Annotated in this window: 20 protein-coding genes; 8 read left to right on the forward strand and 12 right to left on the reverse strand. The window is 57.4% G+C overall.

Features of this window, described 5'->3' with window-relative positions; translation table 11 throughout:
* Positions 1-28: 28 nt before the first annotated feature.
* The 4 genes from H6X51_RS00085 to H6X51_RS00100 are packed head-to-tail and all read right to left on the reverse strand — an operon-like array spanning position 29 to position 4714.
* A complete protein-coding gene (locus H6X51_RS00085) occupies positions 29-1159 on the reverse strand; it encodes an ABC transporter permease (protein WP_185265486.1) in 1131 nt (376 codons plus the stop codon).
* The gene (locus tag H6X51_RS00090; protein ID WP_185265487.1) at positions 1156-2352 is read right to left on the reverse strand and encodes an ABC transporter permease; all 1197 of its coding nucleotides are present in this window, start codon (positions 2350-2352) and stop codon (positions 1156-1158) included. Before H6X51_RS00090 ends, H6X51_RS00085 begins: the two co-directional genes overlap by 4 nt.
* Positions 2337-3335 carry an HlyD family secretion protein gene (locus H6X51_RS00095; protein ID WP_185265488.1) on the reverse strand — a complete coding sequence of 333 codons (999 nt, stop codon included), beginning with the start codon at positions 3333-3335 and terminating at the stop codon, positions 2337-2339. The genes H6X51_RS00090 and H6X51_RS00095 overlap by 16 nt, the downstream gene beginning before the upstream one ends.
* Complete coding sequence (locus H6X51_RS00100) at positions 3332-4714, reverse strand: TolC family protein (protein ID WP_185265489.1); 1383 nt, start codon at positions 4712-4714, stop codon at positions 3332-3334. The genes H6X51_RS00095 and H6X51_RS00100 overlap by 4 nt, the downstream gene beginning before the upstream one ends.
* A 186-nt stretch (positions 4715-4900) precedes the next feature.
* Here H6X51_RS00100 and H6X51_RS00105 point away from each other — a divergent pair, with 186 nt between their 5' ends.
* The gene (locus H6X51_RS00105) at positions 4901-5050 is read left to right on the forward strand and encodes a type II toxin-antitoxin system HicA family toxin (protein WP_185265490.1); all 150 of its coding nucleotides are present in this window, start codon (positions 4901-4903) and stop codon (positions 5048-5050) included.
* A 26-nt stretch (positions 5051-5076) separates the two neighbouring features.
* Positions 5077-5481 (forward strand): type II toxin-antitoxin system HicB family antitoxin, encoded by a 405-nt coding sequence (locus tag H6X51_RS00110; protein ID WP_185265709.1) that lies wholly within the window; start codon positions 5077-5079, stop codon positions 5479-5481.
* Positions 5482-5651: 170 nt separating this feature from the next.
* On the opposite strand, the gene H6X51_RS00115 is transcribed toward H6X51_RS00110, so the two are convergent.
* Positions 5652-6359, reverse strand: coding sequence for a hypothetical protein (locus H6X51_RS00115; protein WP_185265491.1), 708 nt, complete (start codon positions 6357-6359; stop codon positions 5652-5654).
* A 261-nt stretch (positions 6360-6620) separates the two neighbouring features.
* Between H6X51_RS00115 and H6X51_RS19900 the strand changes: the two genes are divergently transcribed.
* From H6X51_RS19900 to H6X51_RS00125, 3 genes are all read left to right on the forward strand, one after another.
* A complete protein-coding gene (locus H6X51_RS19900; RefSeq protein WP_221627139.1) occupies positions 6621-6914 on the forward strand; it encodes a hypothetical protein in 294 nt (97 codons plus the stop codon).
* Positions 6902-7132, forward strand: coding sequence for a DUF4351 domain-containing protein (locus tag H6X51_RS19905; RefSeq protein ID WP_221627140.1), 231 nt, complete (start codon positions 6902-6904; stop codon positions 7130-7132). Before H6X51_RS19900 ends, H6X51_RS19905 begins: the two co-directional genes overlap by 13 nt.
* 186 nt (positions 7133-7318) lie before the next feature.
* Positions 7319-8362, forward strand: a complete 1044-nt coding sequence (locus tag H6X51_RS00125; RefSeq protein WP_185265492.1) for a hypothetical protein — start codon at positions 7319-7321, stop codon at positions 8360-8362.
* A 231-nt stretch (positions 8363-8593) separates the two neighbouring features.
* Here H6X51_RS00125 and H6X51_RS00130 read toward each other — a convergent pair whose 3' ends face one another.
* From H6X51_RS00130 to H6X51_RS20395, 6 genes are all read right to left on the reverse strand, one after another.
* On the reverse strand, positions 8594-8974 hold the full coding sequence (locus tag H6X51_RS00130) for a type II toxin-antitoxin system VapC family toxin (protein WP_185265493.1): 381 nt from the start codon (positions 8972-8974) through the stop codon (positions 8594-8596).
* A complete protein-coding gene (locus tag H6X51_RS00135; RefSeq protein WP_185265494.1) occupies positions 8971-9213 on the reverse strand; it encodes a type II toxin-antitoxin system Phd/YefM family antitoxin in 243 nt (80 codons plus the stop codon). The genes H6X51_RS00130 and H6X51_RS00135 overlap by 4 nt, the downstream gene beginning before the upstream one ends.
* 28 nt (positions 9214-9241) lie before the next feature.
* Complete coding sequence (locus H6X51_RS00140; RefSeq protein WP_185265495.1) at positions 9242-9535, reverse strand: BrnA antitoxin family protein; 294 nt, start codon at positions 9533-9535, stop codon at positions 9242-9244.
* A 160-nt stretch (positions 9536-9695) separates the two neighbouring features.
* Positions 9696-10001, reverse strand: a complete 306-nt coding sequence (locus H6X51_RS00145) for a helix-turn-helix domain-containing protein (protein WP_185265496.1) — start codon at positions 9999-10001, stop codon at positions 9696-9698.
* Positions 9994-10368: a type II toxin-antitoxin system RelE/ParE family toxin gene (locus H6X51_RS00150; protein ID WP_185265497.1), complete on the reverse strand. Its 375-nt coding sequence runs from the start codon at positions 10366-10368 to the stop codon at positions 9994-9996. Before H6X51_RS00150 ends, H6X51_RS00145 begins: the two co-directional genes overlap by 8 nt.
* Positions 10325-10807 carry a transposase gene (locus H6X51_RS20395; protein ID WP_407925923.1) on the reverse strand — a complete coding sequence of 161 codons (483 nt, stop codon included), beginning with the start codon at positions 10805-10807 and terminating at the stop codon, positions 10325-10327. The genes H6X51_RS00150 and H6X51_RS20395 overlap by 44 nt, the downstream gene beginning before the upstream one ends.
* Here H6X51_RS20395 and H6X51_RS00160 point away from each other — a divergent pair.
* The 3 genes from H6X51_RS00160 to H6X51_RS00170 are packed head-to-tail and all read left to right on the forward strand — an operon-like array spanning position 10706 to position 11538.
* A complete protein-coding gene (locus H6X51_RS00160; protein WP_185265728.1) occupies positions 10706-10942 on the forward strand; it encodes a hypothetical protein in 237 nt (78 codons plus the stop codon). The genes H6X51_RS20395 and H6X51_RS00160 overlap by 102 nt on opposite strands.
* Before the next feature lie 37 nt (positions 10943-10979).
* On the forward strand, positions 10980-11249 hold the full coding sequence (locus H6X51_RS00165) for a type II toxin-antitoxin system Phd/YefM family antitoxin (protein ID WP_185265710.1): 270 nt from the start codon (positions 10980-10982) through the stop codon (positions 11247-11249).
* Positions 11218-11538 (forward strand): type II toxin-antitoxin system RelE family toxin, encoded by a 321-nt coding sequence (locus H6X51_RS00170; RefSeq protein WP_185265499.1) that lies wholly within the window; start codon positions 11218-11220, stop codon positions 11536-11538. Before H6X51_RS00165 ends, H6X51_RS00170 begins: the two co-directional genes overlap by 32 nt.
* 405 nt (positions 11539-11943) lie before the next feature.
* On the opposite strand, the gene H6X51_RS00175 is transcribed toward H6X51_RS00170, so the two are convergent.
* Positions 11944-12228 carry an addiction module protein gene (locus tag H6X51_RS00175; protein ID WP_328795596.1) on the reverse strand — a complete coding sequence of 95 codons (285 nt, stop codon included), beginning with the start codon at positions 12226-12228 and terminating at the stop codon, positions 11944-11946.
* Positions 12229-12279 lie beyond the last annotated feature (51 nt).

Raw genomic sequence — 12279 nt, forward strand, 5'->3', positions numbered from 1 at the left:
CGTGATGATGCCCTCGGTCACATGGTAATCAGCACGGCCGACGATACCGCCACCAGGCCAATACGCCGAACACGACAATCAGCACCAGCAGGTTCGCCATTTCCCACGCCGCCTCGGCAAAGCTGGCGCCCAGCTGATTGAACTTGACCATGATGTTGATGCCCGGTGTCGATGGCAGAAGTTTGGCCAGCCACAGCAGCCATTGCGGTGTCGATGTGGCTGGCCAGGAGAGGTTGGACAGGAAGAAGAACGGCAGGGAGGTGACCAGAATAAGCTGGTAGGCCCGCTCGCGGGTGCGGAAGAAACTGGCAATGAACAGACCCAGGGCCACCACTGCGCCAACGAACAGCAAACCGCCGACCAGCATACCGGGGAAGTTTCCGCCTTGCGGATAATCCTGATACCAGAACATGAACCCGGCGTAGTAGAGCATATTGGTGAAGCCGATCAGCAGGCAGGCGCTGGCAATGCCGATCAATTGGGTGCCGGAGAAAAACAATTGTCCCCGCTGTTCGCGGCGGGTTCCTGCCATCACCGCAATGCCCATCAATAGGGTTTGCTGCACGATCAGCTCGGCCACACCGGTGACCACCGCACTGCCGTAACCTTCCCGTGTGTTGAACAGGGGCCGCTGCACCAGGTGCAAGGGCGGCTGTGCTGCGGCACCGGCGAAGGCGGCCTGTCTGAGCGCCGCTTCGCGAGCGAAACCGGTGATGGCATCGCCCAGCCCGGTGAGTACGGTATTGGCGCGCCCGAGCCAGGCGCCACTGGCATAGATGGCAACTTCCCCCTGGTCGCCACGCAGGATATCCCGCTCGAAGCCCTTGGGAATGACCACGAAACCCTCGGCCTTCATCGCCGCAACCTGGGCGGCGGCTTCCGCTTCGCTGGCCGTCAGGGCCGTCACCTGCACGGCGCTGACACGCCCTATATGGCGTATCAGTTCCCGGCTGAGGGCCGTGCGATCCTGATCGACGATCACCACCGGTTGTTCACTGGCCACCTGTTGCCGGTAGCCTGTGGGATAAAAGAACGAGTACAGAATAACGGCGCCCACCATCACCATGACCACGGCGCGATCGGTGAAAACAGCGCGAAAGGTGCTGGCAAAAGCCTCCACAAAAGCAGCGCGATGGTTCTGCATGGTCGTGCGGGTCATCGTTGCCCCCAGGTGGAAGGATCAAGCACCGCCCGGCGATAGGCGTGATAACCGATGGCTCCCGGTATCAGGATGAATAGCACCAGCGCCCCCAGATGGGTGAAGGTCACCGCCGCCGGGGCAGCCAGATAGCGTTCCGCTGCATCCAGTTTCACGTAGCTGGTAAAGGGCAGGAGGTAGTGCCAGATGCGGGCGAACAGGGAGGCACCGTCGATGGGAAAGGTGGCGCCGCAGAAAGCCAGCGAGGTGCCGGCGTACAGACCGACGCCCGATAGGGCGGTGCCCATATTGCGTATCACCCCGGACAGCAGCAGGCCGATGGCGGCGTAGGCGGTGTACAGCAATACCTGGCCTGCCAGCAGCGCCATCAGTGAGCCGGCAATACCATCGCCGCGGATGACACTCACCCACAGCACCGCGGCAAAACCGTAGAGGGAAAATACCGGAATATAGATCAGCCACTTACCGAGAATGGCGCCCGGCAGGTTGCCGCCACATTGTTCCAGCCAGCGTCCGGCCGTGCCATCACGCAGTTCACGGCAACAGGCACTGGTGACGGCCACGCACAGCATCAAATGCAGCACCGCGGGCAGCAGCAATCCCAGCAGAAATTGCTCAAAGCTGCGCGCCGGGTTGAACAACACGGTTACCTGGGCGCTGACCGGAGCGGGCTTCAACTTGTCTACGCCCTGCTGTAATGCGGTGTGCTCCAACACAATCCGACCGGAGAGATTCTTCACCGCCGCATCGATATCGCGAAAGGCAGTGGCACCTGCGGTGGTGAGGGCGGCGTTATAAAACGCGAACACCGTTGCCGGTTGACCACGCTGGATCTGGTCGTCGGTATCGGCGGGGATATGTATTACCGCGTCCACCTGCATGGCACGGACCAATGGCCAGGCCTGATGCAGGTCCAGCGGATGCGAGCGTACATCCAGTGCCGGGGCTGCATCCAGCGCGCGAATCAATTCGCGGCTGACAGGACCGCGGCTGTCATCCACCACGGCCACCGGCAGCGTACGGGGCACGGCGCTGTAGAACATCGCCGCGAACAGGATCATGGCCAGCCAGGGAATCCAGCTGATCAAGGCCATGTCCCAGGGCGAGTGACAGAGAAATTGCCATTCGCGTCGCGCCGAACTGCGCAGCGATGCACGAAAGCCGGTGGCGGCTCCGTTCAGGGTTGTGGCCACGGAAACAGCACACTCATGCCCGGGCGAAAGTTGGCAACCGGCTGCACCGGTCGGGCGCGTACTTCAAAGCTTTTCACATCGTAGCCCGCTGATTGCCGGGTGGCCCGCCAGGTAGCGAAATCGCCCGCCGGGCTGATGAAGTACACCTCAAAATCAACCCCGCTCAACGCCAAGGCGGGAATGTCGCCCTTGAGTGTGTGCCCCATGCCCACAGCGCCAAACTGATCTTCCCGCAGGGTGAAGGACACCCACATGTTGTCGATATCCACCAGCGTGAACACCGGATAACCGGCCGGTACCAGCTCACCCACGTCGGCCAGGCGTTTGCTGACTTCGCCAGCGACTGGCGCCCGTCCCAGCGCTTCATCGCGAGCGGCGGTAACCTCGGCTACCGCCGCTTCGGCCTGGCGTACCTGGGCGTCGGCGGCATCCCGGTCTTCGCGGCGGGCACCAGCCAGGGCCTCATCGTATTGTGCGCGTGCAGCCCTGGTCAGGGCTTCGGCAGCGCTTGCCTGGGCCAGGGCTTCATCACGCTGCTGACGGGTAACCACGCCCTCACTGTGCAAGCGATCGAGACGTACGGCCGTCGTCCGCGCCAGGTCCGAGGCCGCTTTGGCACGCTGCCAGTTGGCCTCGGCGGCACTGATCTGCTCTACGCGCGCCCCTTCGCTGGCCTTTTCCGCCTGGGCGCGGGCCGCATCCAGCGCCGCCGTGGCCTGGCGGAACTTGGCTTCCACTTCAGGACTGTCGAGGGTGAACAAATGCTGCCCGGCAGTGACGCGCTCGCCTTCGCGCACATGCAGTTCGGCAATCCGCGCCGGAATCTTTGCCGACACCTTGACCGAGTCGGCATCGGCCATGCCCTGTACCAGTCCGGTGGTGGTGCGAAAGGCCAGCCAGAGCCCGACGATGACAACGGCCAGCGCCAGGAAAACGGCCAGCAGTAACAGCAGGCGGGGGAGGGCAGAGCGGGTATGGGTCATGGTGAAAGCACTCTGTCGGCTTGGCGAAGGTAATCGCTGTAACGGTGGGTCTGTCCGCTGACATCCAGCAGCTGAATCAAGGCAAGGTCAAACTCCCAGGCTGCCAGGGCGCGATCAGTACGGGTTTTGCCCAACTGCAGGCGGGCATCGATCACATCGAGGGAGGTCGCCTGACCCTCCTGGAACGACAAGCCCTGCAGGCGCAGGTTTTCTTCGGCGCTGGCCAGGGCACTTTCCAGCAGGGTGAATTGCTGGCGTGCGCTGTCGACTGCCAGCCAGGCGCGTGCCACACCGATTTCCAGCTTGACGGCGGTATCGCGCAAACCGTGCTCCACCTGCAGTTGCTGGCTGCGCGCCGCACCCACCTGGCGATGGCGATCGGTATTGGAAAAGAGCGTGTAACTCACCCCGACACCGAAGGCCCAATCGGACTCGGTGAGCAGCGCATCCTCGCGTTTCAGGTCATATTGGCCGAACAGATACACGCGCGGTTTCCAGTTGGCCTGTTCCGCCAGAACCTTTTGCCGGGCCTGCTCGCCCACCGCGCGCAATTGCTCCAGGCCGGGATGCTGGCGCACCGCAGTCTCGACAAAATACTCAACGGGTTCAAGCGGCGCCTGTACTACAAACAGCGGCGACAAGGGTTGGATGGGAACCTCACTGCGCAACAAGCCGGCCAGTGCCGCTTGCGCTCCACGCAGATCATTGACTGCCTTGACGTATTCGCGCTCGGCATTATCCAGCGCCACCTGCGCCTGCAACAGCTGGGCGCGGGTGGCAAACCCCTCCTGTTCCAGTTTGCGCGCATGGTCGTAATGTTCCTGCAAGCCGTTGCGGACCTCCAGCCGCACCGCAACCACCTGTTGCGCCAACTGCTGCCCGAAGTAGGCCTCCACCAGTTGCACGGTTTCATCCTGGCCGGCCCGGGCCAGCAGGGCATCGGCTTCGTCCGCCGCTGCATTGGCGGCGGCCTTGGCAGCGCTGATCTGCCCGCCAGTCCAGACCGGCATGGTCGCCGTCACGATCGGGCGGGTGCGCCAATCCCTTTCTGCAAATTCCAGCGGACTGGAGATATCAAAGGCCTCGGCCACCGGCTCCAGTGAGCCCAGTGGCAGCTCGAGGCTTTTCTGGAAGTGCAGGCGGCGGATATCAATGGAGACATCCGGGTAGGACAGACTGCGACTGGCCTCGGCCAACTGGCGGCGACTTTCCACCTGGCTGCGGGAGCTGGCCAGGGCATCGGAGACATGCGAGAGGCGCTCCTGTGCTTCTTCAAAATGCAGCGCCAGCGGCTGCGCCTGCGCACCAAGGGAGACGAATGCGGTAAGGGAACCCAGTGTCAGCAGTACCAGAAACCTGCGACCAGGGGATATTGGCATGTTGTCTCCTTTCATTCCCGGCAAGCAAGATGCAGGGAGTATAGAGCGCCGTACCGTTTAATTCAGCCCGGGAGTGCCTGTTGTTGCCGCTTGTGGGACATCCGTGACCTCTTTCTCTGCTTTGCAGATCTCTTTTTGCTGTGTGTATGGTGTGTATAATTGGTTTGGGTAAACAAGGACATGCTGATGCGCAGTAGACAGGTGATTGGTCTGCTGATTGAACATGGATGGTATGAGGTAGCCGTGAAGGGCAGCCATCATCAGTTCAAGCACCCAGAGCGACCGGGGAGGGTGACCGTTCCCCCCAGTATTTTGAAGCAGGCTGGTATCAAGTGATGCTGGCGATGCAGGAGGGGTTTGCAGTGAAATATCCTGTAGTGCTACATAAAGACGCTGACAGCGAGTACGGCGTGACCGTGCCTGATGTGCCCGGCTGCTTTTCTGCAGGCGAGACCATGGCTGAAGCGCTGGATAATGTGCATGAAGCGCTGGCGCTGCATTTTGAGGGGCTGGTGGCGGATGGGAGTCCATTGCCGCAGGCGAGCGAAGTGGATGTACACGTGGTGAAGCCGGAGTACGCTGATGGCGTATGGGCGCTGGTGGACTTTGATGTAACTCCTTACCTGGGCAAAGCGGTGCGCTTCAATGCAACCCTGCCGGAACACCTGTTGGCCCGGATTGATGAATATGTGAAGAATCATCCGGAACACAGAAGCCGCTCGGGCTTTCTTGCCGATGCGTCGCTGCGGGCACTGCAGTCGGTATAGCAGCGGAGTGAGTCAGCATGGCTGGTCTGGATGCCATGGCTTATCTGCCCCCTGCTACGTAACTGATGCTGGAGAGTGGGGCAGACTGGAATCTTTGTTGGTTTCAGCAGGCGGGTATCTGAAGTGTTTAACTGCAAGGCTGATCGACTGAACTGTTAGGACTCCATGAGTCACCGTTTATTGCCGGTCGGCAATGGTACCGGCCTTGCACCTTTGGCAAGCCACCAAGCGGTAAACAGGCTTGCACTGACGAAGAACAGTTGCAATCCAGCGTAAAACAAGCTGGAAATGAAGGGCGTAATCAGGTGAAGGATAGGGGCCGTGCGAAAACCATAGACCAGGTTGGCGAAGATCCCCGCAGCGAGACTGGTAAGCGCATACCAGGCGAGAAGGAATAACACCAGGTTTTTCAGGCTCAATCGGTGCATGTACTGAAGCATCACTGCATAAGCGAATACCCCAGCGACGCCGTGAAAGAGGTCGATTTCAGAGATGATTTCATACTTGATTCCCAGTTCCGGCCACTCAAAAGGAGCGAATAGATGACTGAAGAACCTGGTCAGCATGTTGAGGCAAGTATTGACCGTAAATATGAAAATCAGCCCGCGTGCTGGAGGTAGCCTGCCCCCCTTGTGACCTTCAAGGTATACCGCGATGGCCCAGCCAAGCGCCCCGCCGAAGATGAGAATGGCAGCAATCCTCTCCATCCAATGCAGGCTGCCGTAGTGGTAATAAACAGGTAGGAAAAGCCACAGCAGGTAGAATCCTGACAGCAATGCGAGGATAGACCTGGAACGCCTTACCACCCATGAAGCATTTGCGTCTCGGGTAGTGGCCTCGGGCGTGGCTGTCTGAATGTCATTGAGGTGGCTGTCCATATCCCTGTTCTGTCCTTTACTGATTACGCGAAAGTGGTTACGGGTCATCCTTCATGTGATGACACCCGCTGGACGGATAGTTTTGCAACTGGTTGACGGAATGCAAGTCAGGGATAATCAGATTGCGACATGGTTATCTCAATGTAAAAGTAAAAGGCTATTGAGCAACCCCGCCAACTCCATCACATCCCGCAATCTTGGCGCTATTCATCACCTGTTTCTTTTGTCATTCTGCGCCCACACAATACTCAGGGAATCAAAATGCCCTATAGCCATGATCAGAACTTCAAGAACCTGATCTTGGACTACCCACAGCAGGCGCTGGAGTTCTTTGCTGCCAGGGAAGCAGTTGGTCTGGATCAACAGGCACGGATCATTCCGATCCGACAGGAGCAACTCAAACAACGCCTCGGCGACCGTTATCGCGAACTGGATATACCCGTGCTGGTGGAATGGCCGGACGGCAAGCGCGAAGCCTTGTTGTTTGTACTGGAGGAGGAAACCGACCCCACACGCTTCTCCATCCGCAGGAGAACACCAAAATGGCCGGTTTGACAGAGCGCTTGTTGAATGAGGGCAGGCAAGAAGGAAGGCAAGAAGGTAGACAGGAAGGTGAGCAGAATCTTCTGTTGCGCCTGCTTACCCGCCGCTTTGGTCCTCTGGATGCCGCAACCAAACAGCGTGTACAGCAGGCCAGCCCGGAAGAACTGGAACGCTGGGCGGATAATATTCTGGATGCCCGAACACTGGATGAGGTCTTTACTCGCCACTGAAGGCCCGTTTCTATCGAGATCACCGTCACTGCGTATCTATATCACGCTCCAGCGCTATACCAGCGGCCTTGGGCTATGCTCCATTCTTGAGTCACCGCACAGTTTCGGCAACCGGGCCAGTGTCCTCCCCAAACTCATGCCAGAATCACAGCAAAAGTCCCCGTCACAACCCCAATGGTGTCGTTCATGGATGACAACGGAATAAAAGCAGCCGCGCGCAAGGCCCTGATGGCGGCAGACCCGCTCTATCACTCCTGGCCAGCGGATCAGCAGGAACGGTTTCGTGCGACCATGGACGAGGCTGCCAGCAACAGGGTGGATGCCGTATTGCTCGGTGAGGTGCTGGGTATCTCGTGCACCACTGAAAACGCCCGCGATATCTGGCGCGGCCTGCCACTGGAGAAACTCGAGCACCTCAACTGGGCGAAACTGCTCACCGCCGGCATCGGTGAAGACATGATCTGGCTCAACGAATCCATGGCCGAGCATGTCAGCCTGCTGAGTTTTGACACCCTGCGTGATTATGACTTTGACGACTACCTGTTCCAGGAGAAGGTGAACGGTCGGGAGATCGAGGACTACCAGAAGCGGGACTACTACGCGTTGCGGTTTCCCCGCTGGGCGCGCCTGCTCATCGAGGGAAAGCTGTACTACGCCACCCTCAGTTCGCTGGCTACCTACATCACGAATCAGCTCAAGGAACAGGGGCAGGATCTGATCCAGCGCCTGGTGCCCCATGAGTATGTTCACGGAAAGAACCATGGCAAGCAGGAAAAGGATGGCGTGCTCTGGGATCTGCAGATAGATGCCGGCGGCCTGGAGCCGCAGCTCGACGAGCTGAAACAGCAATGGTACCAGTACCTCCAGCAGCGCTGGACCGAACTCAGCAAGTCATTCATATGCCAACCGCCTGCCGCCTTCATGAAGGATACCAGCGAGTACGGGGAAGCGAATTATCTGTTCCTGTTCAACAACTCTGCGGCTCTTGAACGCACCCGTTGGCGGTATTTCCTCTCGGACTGCCGGCAGATAGAGGGAGCCTTCAGCGAGGTGGAGCAGCAGCTGGACCAGGCGTGGAAGCTAGCGGAAAAATGGCTGCAGGAAGCTCACCAGAACATCCTGCAGAACTTTGATCCTGCGGTGACCAAGCTGAGAAAAAAGCGGAAGATTGTGGTGGCGCCGGGTGCCTTCGATAGCTTGTTGCGGCCGGATGGAGATGATGAGTGGTGATGTGGTAGGAGTTTGCAGTGAAATATCCTAGCTTGAAAAAGATGATTTTCTGTTCGGTCTGTATAAGGAGCATGTGCGGGCGCGGGAAGCAGAAAGAGCGTCTCGCGAGCAGACAGGCGAATTAACAGCGGCTGCGACCCTCACTGCACTGGTTGATTGGAGCATTGCTCAGCGTACAACCGCTGTGATTTGCGCGGCCCTCTGCCCAGTAGCTGATCCCTTTTCTGGGGGTCAGGTAAAGCGGATAGGCCCTTGGTACCTGGCCACTGTGCTGTCATGTGTCAGCAACTCCATTCCTTCTTCCATGGCCTGGGCTATGAGGATGCGGTCAAACGGGTCTTTATGGTGATTCTCCAGAGTTATAACCCGTGCGGTATGCGAACTGGTAATAGCCAGTTCATGATAGTCTGCGTCAAGAAGCGCCCTGCGCAGCACAGAAGGGTCGAGCTGGAGGGCCCCGCTGCCTGTCTTGATCGCTACCTCCCAGATGCTGGCTGCACTGAAATACAGATCATTCGAAGGGGATTCGATAATGCCTGCAGCCTCGGCTGGCAAACGGTCGGGGGAGACTGCCGCCCAGATCAGCAGGTGCGTATCAAGCAGAAACCTCACGATTGACCACCGGTGAACAGTGATTCGATCTCATCCGCCATCAGGCTGTCAAAATCCTCAGGTATCTCACAGATACCCTGCAGCATCCCGGTGCGGGGTTTTTTCTCAATAGCTGTAACACGCGCAACAGGCTTGCCCGCTTTGGCAATGATGAACGAGCCACCCTGGGTGCTGATATGATCGACCAGCTTCGACAGATTAGTCTTGGCTTCGTGCATGTTGACGGTTTCCGTGTGCATGGTAGATCACCTTTTTGAACTAATGTTGTTAGCTAATTTTAGTGTGGAATCCCCGAAATGCCAAGCTCAATGCAACGACCTCTACCCATCTGCGTGTCTGCCACCCGCTGCCGCCGGCTTTGAAGTAGTCGAGCACCTCGGTACTCAAGCGTACGGATACCTGGGTTTTGGTTGGGGCTTTCTGTGGGCCGTGGGTGCGGCTAGGCAGTTTCTTGCGCAGACTGGCGTTCAAGTCGGAAAAACTCTTGGCGCTGGCTACTTCGTCGGCAGTCCACTCGGGATTGTCGGCATCGAGCCGCTCGGGGTCAGGTTTGCGATTCATAATGCATTACCTCACGCTTGTTAGCCTTGCAAAAGCTGATGACTCGAATGCCGGTCATCGTCTCAGCAAACACCAGAGCGTGGAGCCGTTCACCGATATAGCCCAGGGCCCGGAGTGATAGCTTGGCCGCTTTTACCCTATGACCATGACCCCTTTGCTTTCACGCCAGAGCGTCCAATCCTTTCTTATCTACCAGGTTCAGCAGCTTCAACGAGGGGCCGTTTGGCTTCTTACCGCCAATTTCCCACTTCTGCACTGTGGAAGGGCTGATGTTGAGGTAGGCAGCAAATACCGCTTGGCTGGCTCGGGTTTTCCGCCGGATACCTTTGATCTGTTCCGGGGTATAGACCAGCACAGGTGGCAGACACATAGCATCGAACTCGCGTAGAGTCACGTCGCTCATCACGCCTGCGTCGTGTAACTCTTTGGCACTTTCGTGGATAGTGTCCAGGATTGATTTATCCATCGTTAACGACCTCGGTCAGTACGCCGTGTTTGACGGCTTTTATCAACTCGGCTTGGCTGTAGTTCAGCAAGATATCTGCATACAGCTTCAAGGCCTTCAGCTCCCTGTCGCTGATATTGGCCCTGGTATTCTTGGCGAAGCCGTAAACGAAGAAGGCTCTGTTGCCTGCGTGGTACGCCAACAGAGTTCGGACACCTCCGCTTTTGCCTCGGCCACCAACAGCCACTCGTTTCTTGAATACCTGACCGCCTAGGTCGGCGTCCACCAAGCCTTGTGTTATTTCCTCGACTGCACACAGCAAAGCCTCGTTACTTAGTCCCTCCTTAGCGGCCCATTTGCTGAATGCCCGGTTTTTGAATACCTGCATGCCACGTCCTTGTCCTGTGGGTTAGTATATCACCAGGTGCTATAGGTGCAATCCCTGTCAAACTAACAGGCGAGGCCGCTCCGTCAACAACTTGCTTGCATGATTGTGATGCTGTACTTGGAAAATGCCTCCGACCTGCCGGCTTAAAGTGGAACCATGCCGAAAGAAAAGGGGGTAGGTACATTTTCAGGTTTTGCATCGCCCGGCTCAGCGTGCCGGGGATGCTTGGTGTTAGCAGCAGGTGCACGTGGTTGGTAATCAGGCACCAGCTATGCACGCTCATCTCCAGATGGCTTGCGTACTCGTCAAGCAGATGCAGGTACTCCAGATAGCATCGATGATCGAAGAAAACAGCCTGTCGGTCGACACCCCGTTGCACGATATGGTGTGGCAGCCCAACGATTTCCAATCGTGGTTGGCGCGGCATCGCATAACCCATCCATGGACGCTTTATGATGTTTTTTTGGTGCTTTTAAGAGTGCTGTTTACAGTGCTATCTGGTGGGTGTATATTGGTTTCAGCTCGCATAGCCCTGCTGCACAGTGCGCAGCAAATTGATGCGGAACGACACTGAAAACGATGCTGACAAGCAAAGTGAGGACTCTATGGCGATGACATTCCCGGTCTTGGCTGATGTAGCTGCATCGGTCACAGACTTGAAAAGAGACCCTATGGGCACTCTTCGCGAGGGAAATGGTGAGACTGTCGTGATCTTGAATCGTAACGAGCCGGCGTTTTATGCCGTGCCTCCGGAAGTATACGAGGCCATGCTTGAGATGATCGATGACATGAGTCTGGCAGAAACCATTCGTGCCCGCCGCGATGAACCCGCGATCGAGGTGGATATAGATGAGCTCCTCCAACAAGGAAACCTCCAGTAAGAGGTATAAACTCAAATTCAAGGAATCTGCGAAAAAAGAGTGGAACAAGCTTGGTCCGGTCATTCAGCGACAGTTTGCGAACAAGCTCAAGGAGAGGCTCGATAACCCTAAGGTTGAAGCAGCCAAGCTAAGGGGAATGCCCGGATGCTACAAAATCAAGCTGAGGGCCAATGGGTACCGGCTGGTCTATGAAGTATTAGAGGCCGAGATAACCGTTATGGTTATTGCCGTCGGGAAAAGAGAGCGCGGCAAAGCATATGCCAAAGCGCAAAGTCGCCTTGACTCGTGACTTTTTGCTGCACAAAGGCCCGCCTGACGGCGAGTCAGATGGCTGAACATCTCTGCTCTATTTCGGGCGGGGCAGCTTCTGGATTCTTTTGAGCGGTCTCCCTGTCCAAGAGCTGTACTTGGCCCTTCTGTTCTTTATCAGGCTGCGGGGTAGGGCGCTTGCGGTACCGAAAATGTACCCGACCCGAATGGCACTTGCTTAACGGCCTTCTGGTCGATGCGCACCAGCTTTCCCTGAGCGCAGAGTCGCACCATGACCTCGTCATTCTCGGCGAAGGCCGGGAATCTACCGGCATACAGCAGCTGAGTCCGAGCGATGGATCTTCGGCCTTTGCCGAAGATGACGGCGTACTGGGCAATACCCCCTTAAGTAGGTGGTATTCGTACCTGACCCCTTTTTCCGGGGTCATTTAAGCAGGGCTCTGGCCTTGCTCATTACCTCCTCGCTGGGCACAGCCTGAAGCGAACCACTGTCGAGTTCCCGCGCCCTACGCCGAGCCTCAAGCAACCAGTCAGCCCTGAGCTCTTTTTTTGATGGCGACTCCAGACTCAAGACTAGACGTCGAATCAGCTGAACTCGTTCCTCTTTCGGGAGATGTAGAGCATCATCCTCAATTTTCTGACGATTCATGAAAGAAGCCTCGTGTTCTCGTGTTGTCCGATTTTGGCATGAATGAATAGCCGGTGCCATGACTCGATCTCATTCTGTGATGGACGTCAAGCGTACCTGCTCTCTTTTTCC

Source organism: Halopseudomonas xiamenensis (assembly GCF_014219065.1).
In the GTDB taxonomy this organism is placed as follows: domain Bacteria; phylum Pseudomonadota; class Gammaproteobacteria; order Pseudomonadales; family Pseudomonadaceae; genus Halopseudomonas; species Halopseudomonas xiamenensis.

Coding starts and splice junctions, on each gene's coding strand:
- H6X51_RS00085 (WP_185265486.1), bottom strand. CDS start 1,159: ATGACCCGCACGACCATGCAGAACCATCGCGCTGCTTTTGTGGAGGCT.
- H6X51_RS00095 (WP_185265488.1), bottom strand. CDS start 3,335: ATGACCCATACCCGCTCTGCCCTCCCCCGCCTGCTGTTACTGCTGGCC.
- H6X51_RS00100 (WP_185265489.1), bottom strand. CDS start 4,714: ATGCCAATATCCCCTGGTCGCAGGTTTCTGGTACTGCTGACACTGGGT.
- H6X51_RS00105 (WP_185265490.1), top strand. CDS start 4,901: ATGCGCAGTAGACAGGTGATTGGTCTGCTGATTGAACATGGATGGTAT.
- H6X51_RS00115 (WP_185265491.1), bottom strand. CDS start 6,359: ATGGACAGCCACCTCAATGACATTCAGACAGCCACGCCCGAGGCCACT.
- H6X51_RS19900 (WP_221627139.1), top strand. CDS start 6,621: ATGCCCTATAGCCATGATCAGAACTTCAAGAACCTGATCTTGGACTAC.
- H6X51_RS19905 (WP_221627140.1), top strand. CDS start 6,902: ATGGCCGGTTTGACAGAGCGCTTGTTGAATGAGGGCAGGCAAGAAGGA.
- H6X51_RS00125 (WP_185265492.1), top strand. CDS start 7,319: ATGGATGACAACGGAATAAAAGCAGCCGCGCGCAAGGCCCTGATGGCG.
- H6X51_RS00135 (WP_185265494.1), bottom strand. CDS start 9,213: ATGCACACGGAAACCGTCAACATGCACGAAGCCAAGACTAATCTGTCG.
- H6X51_RS00140 (WP_185265495.1), bottom strand. CDS start 9,535: ATGAATCGCAAACCTGACCCCGAGCGGCTCGATGCCGACAATCCCGAG.
- H6X51_RS00145 (WP_185265496.1), bottom strand. CDS start 10,001: ATGGATAAATCAATCCTGGACACTATCCACGAAAGTGCCAAAGAGTTA.
- H6X51_RS00150 (WP_185265497.1), bottom strand. CDS start 10,368: ATGCAGGTATTCAAAAACCGGGCATTCAGCAAATGGGCCGCTAAGGAG.
- H6X51_RS00160 (WP_185265728.1), top strand. CDS start 10,706: ATGATCGAAGAAAACAGCCTGTCGGTCGACACCCCGTTGCACGATATG.
- H6X51_RS20395 (WP_407925923.1), bottom strand. CDS start 10,807: ATGGGTTATGCGATGCCGCGCCAACCACGATTGGAAATCGTTGGGCTG.
- H6X51_RS00165 (WP_185265710.1), top strand. CDS start 10,980: ATGACATTCCCGGTCTTGGCTGATGTAGCTGCATCGGTCACAGACTTG.
- H6X51_RS00170 (WP_185265499.1), top strand. CDS start 11,218: ATGAGCTCCTCCAACAAGGAAACCTCCAGTAAGAGGTATAAACTCAAA.
- H6X51_RS00175 (WP_328795596.1), bottom strand. CDS start 12,228: ATGGCACCGGCTATTCATTCATGCCAAAATCGGACAACACGAGAACAC.